The following is a 3,332-nucleotide window of genomic DNA, read 5'->3' on the forward strand; positions in this document are numbered from 1 at the left end:
CGGGAACTGCTGGAAAGGCCCCATTGGCAACGCCACAATTTCCGTTCGTTTCCAGTAAGCGTTCCACGAACTGGTGAGTTTTCAGTTGTTCGCGGGCCAGCGGTCGGGCAAAAACTGGTCGACCTGGCTGATCGGGGTGGCAGGCAGGCGTCGGACCAGGTCGTGGAGGTAGGCCAGGGGTTCGACGCCGTGGAGGCAGGCCGAGCCGATGAGGCTGAACAGGCGAGCGGCGGCGTGTCCGCCGGCTTCGCTGCCGGCGAACAGCCAATTCTTGCGTCCGATGGCCAGGCCGCGGAGGCTTCGTTCGGTGGCGTTGTTATCGATCGGCCGATGGCCGGCGTCGAGGTAGCGGCGTAATGACGTCTGCTGATTCAGGGCGTAGGTCAGGGCTTCGCCGATCGCGCTGCGGGGCAGCGTTGTGGCTTGCTGATCGGCGCACCAGTTGAAGAACGCATCGACCTTCGGCTTCGCCTGCATCTGGCGTACCTCGCGGCGATCATCGTCCGAAGCGTCCTTGATCTTCGCTTCGATCGCATACAACTGGCGAATCATCGCCAGCGCTTCGCAGGTCGGGCCCGGAGCGTTGAGCCGCGCGTCGTGGAACTTGCGTCGGGCATGGGCCCAGCAGCCGACATGGACCATCCGCCACGGACCTTCCGGGTCCAACAGACCGCCCGGGCCCCCGCCCCCGGAATTGGTTCCGTAGCCGGCGTAGGCGTCGCATTGCAGTTCGCCTGCGACGAACAGCGGCTGATCGTGCACATCCCTGAACCACCGCTCGGGCCCGGCGCGGGATCGGTTCTGCGTGTAATCGAACAGCACGTAATGGCCCGCCGTGCCCACCTGTCCCATCGCCGTCCAGAACCGGCACGTCCGGCAACGACCACTGCCGGGCTCTTGCTGTCGCACCGGCGTGTCGTCATGGCCGATGATCACGCTGTGTTCGAGCATCCGCCGCTTCATCAGCGCCAGCAGGGGCGCGGCCAGTTCGCCGATCGCCTGCATCCAGCGGCACATCGACGCTTTGCTCAGTTCAACGCCGTGGCGGCCGAATATCTTCACCAGCCGATCCAGCGGCAGGTGGTCGGCGTATTTACGCACCGCGATCTCCGCCAGCAGACTCGGGGCGGCGATGCTCTTGGCCAGGCCCGCTTCCGAGGGCGGTGCGATCACCACTTCCGATTCGCTCTCGGGGGCGTTCAGATTCTCCTCCCGGCGCCGGTACTTGATGCGGACGTGACGCTCGACGTACACCTCGCCGGGCCGGAACGCCAGCTTCTCGCTGACCTCCTCGCCGATCTTCGTCAGCAGGGGTTCGCCCGTCGCCGGGTCGATCCGCTGGTCCTCCGGCAGATCATGCACGATCCGCTCGCGACGCAGGTGATCGGGGATCGGCTGACGCTTGCCCCGCCTCCGCCCCCGGAAGTGCCGCTCGTGAGGGGCCACCGGGACCGTCACCGATTCATCCGCATCGGTGGCGTCCTGGACCGTCGATGCGGAGGTATCGAACAGCTTCGGTTGATTCGGGTCCTCGTAACGCTCGGACTTGCGGCCGAACAACTGACGCTTGCACCACTCAAGCTCTCCGCGCAGCTTGTCCACCGCCTCGCTCAGTTCCGCGATCAACGCGTCGCGCTGTTCCAATTGTTCGGTGAGTTGCTCGATCGTCATCCGTGACGCTCGGGAGGGGTGAAGGCTTTGGCGGGCTGTACCGCTTGCGTCGTTTTACGCTGCCCAGGTCAACGCCGTCGAGGATCAGCCGCAGTTGCCGGGCGTCGATCCGTACGTCGCCGCGGCCCATCGGGTTCATCGGCAATTCGTAGCGACCTGCTTCGAGACGTTTGTACCAGATCGCAAGCCCGTCGCCGTCGAAGCCCATCACCTTCATCCGATCACGCCGGCGGTTGATAAACACGAACAGCGAGCCATCGGTCACCGACGATGCGCCCAAGTGCTGCTCGATCAGACCCGACAGTCCATTGAAGCTCTTGCGCATGTCCGTCGGCCAGGTGAACAGATAGATCGGTGTCGCATCACTGAACGCCAGCATCACGCCAGGCCCCCAATCGAACCTGCACGCAGCCACGCCAGCACTTCGCCCAGGCGGTCGCCGCTGACTTCGAGTTCCACGCCATCGACGAACCGCACCACCACCATATCGCGATCAGACCCCCCCGCCTCGGCCCAACGTCGAGTGGCCGCTTGGCCAGCCCCCGACATCCGCAACCGGACAAACGCACGCCGCTGCGATCCCGCCGATGCCGACGCTTCAAGCCGACGACGCCAGCGGTAGAAACTGTTCGCCGACAGACCGCGTTCCCGACAGAACGCCGCGATCGATCGGCCCGACGTCGATTGCGCTTCGATCAACTCCGACCACTGCTCAGCCGAACGACGCACCCGTCGCGCTCGCCGCCTCCTATCGCTTCGGTGATTCATGCCACAAGCATGACAACCCCACCCGCCCACCAGAAGACGCGGTTCATGGAACGCTTACGGGGTTGTGGGCAAAAACTCGTAGACAAACGTATCTTGGCTGCACGCTTCATCGGGCTGCAGGACCTCGATGCCGGCCCGGGCATGTCCAGCGGCCAGCAACAGGGCGGCCGCGACGGTGAACAGACGATTGAACTGCAAAACGATTCTCCAGTGACCCCGCGGGCAAAAAGTGTCAGCCTCCCTTGGCCTCATCGATCGGGGCGGGGCAGCGGCCGATGAGTGCAACTGAAACGCAGTTGCAAGACATCGCCCACGATAATGGCTGGGAGGACGCTGTCAATATGTCACTGCAACTTAATTGCAATAACTTTTTTCCGAAGGCGTGGAAGATTTTGCTAGATTGCATTGCTTTCGGTGAAGGAATATGAGAGACTGCGAAAAGTTATGATTGTAACGGCCCGTCGTCCGTGACCTCGGAGGCTTCTGACATGATTGCGACCACCCAGTCGCTGGATCGCCAGCAGGTCGAGCAGCTCGTCCGCCAGGTCCTTCGCTCCCAGTGGGGCGCGATCGGCCAGACGTTTCGACCCACCAGCCACAACGGTGGGCCCAACCCGCTCGTGGTCAACGTCTCCGCCAGACACATCCACGTCACCCAGGAACACCTCGAGGTGCTCTTCGGGACCGGCTCGCAGTTGACCAAGCTCAAGGACCTCTACCAGGACGGCGAGTTCGCCTCCGAGCAGGTCGTCAACATCATCGGCCCCCGCAATCGCTTGGTCCCTGTGGCCCGTATCCTCGCGCCCACCCCCACCAACACCCAGGCCGAACTCAGCTCACCTGCAGCCGTGTTTCACGACGTCTCCGTCCCCACGCGGGTCACGCGCGACGAC

General features: G+C 63.8%; 5 protein-coding genes. 1 reads left to right on the plus strand and 4 read right to left on the minus strand.

What is annotated here, in order from left to right:
- Nucleotides 1-81 precede the first annotated feature (81 nt).
- Genes I6U14_RS00185 through I6U14_RS00200 form a run of 4 tightly spaced genes read right to left on the minus strand, consistent with a single transcriptional unit; the run spans nt 82 to nt 2,637 of the window.
- The gene (locus I6U14_RS00185) at nt 82-1,671 is read right to left on the minus strand and encodes an IS66 family transposase (RefSeq protein WP_296895880.1); all 1,590 of its coding nucleotides are present in this window, start codon (nt 1,669-1,671) and stop codon (nt 82-84) included.
- Nucleotides 1,577-2,050, minus strand: a complete 474-nt coding sequence (gene tnpB, locus I6U14_RS00190) for an IS66 family insertion sequence element accessory protein TnpB (RefSeq protein WP_296895889.1) — start codon at nt 2,048-2,050, stop codon at nt 1,577-1,579. The genes I6U14_RS00185 and tnpB overlap by 95 nt, the downstream gene beginning before the upstream one ends.
- Nucleotides 2,050-2,439, minus strand: coding sequence for a transposase (locus tag I6U14_RS00195; RefSeq protein WP_296895882.1), 390 nt, complete (start codon nt 2,437-2,439; stop codon nt 2,050-2,052). Before I6U14_RS00195 ends, tnpB begins: the two co-directional genes overlap by 1 nt.
- Before the next feature lie 54 nt (nt 2,440-2,493).
- Nucleotides 2,494-2,637: a hypothetical protein gene (locus I6U14_RS00200; RefSeq protein WP_296895884.1), complete on the minus strand. Its 144-nt coding sequence runs from the start codon at nt 2,635-2,637 to the stop codon at nt 2,494-2,496.
- Nucleotides 2,638-2,927: 290 nt separating this feature from the next.
- Here I6U14_RS00200 and I6U14_RS00205 point away from each other — a divergent pair.
- Nucleotides 2,928-3,332, plus strand: a 405-nt coding sequence (locus I6U14_RS00205) for a PduL/EutD family phosphate acyltransferase (protein ID WP_296895887.1), incomplete at its 3' end; no start/stop codon positions are given.

The sequence above is a fragment of the Thiohalocapsa sp. genome (assembly GCF_019695415.1).
GTDB lineage: Bacteria > Pseudomonadota > Gammaproteobacteria > Chromatiales > Chromatiaceae > Thiohalocapsa.

What these genes read in the sequence shown, in the direction of transcription:
- tnpB (WP_296895889.1), bottom strand. Translation starts at nt 2,050, where the DNA reads ATGCTGGCGTTCAGTGATGCGACACCGATCTATCTGTTCACCTGGCCG.
- I6U14_RS00185 (WP_296895880.1), bottom strand. Translation starts at nt 1,671, where the DNA reads ATGACGATCGAGCAACTCACCGAACAATTGGAACAGCGCGACGCGTTG.
- I6U14_RS00195 (WP_296895882.1), bottom strand. Translation starts at nt 2,439, where the DNA reads ATGAATCACCGAAGCGATAGGAGGCGGCGAGCGCGACGGGTGCGTCGT.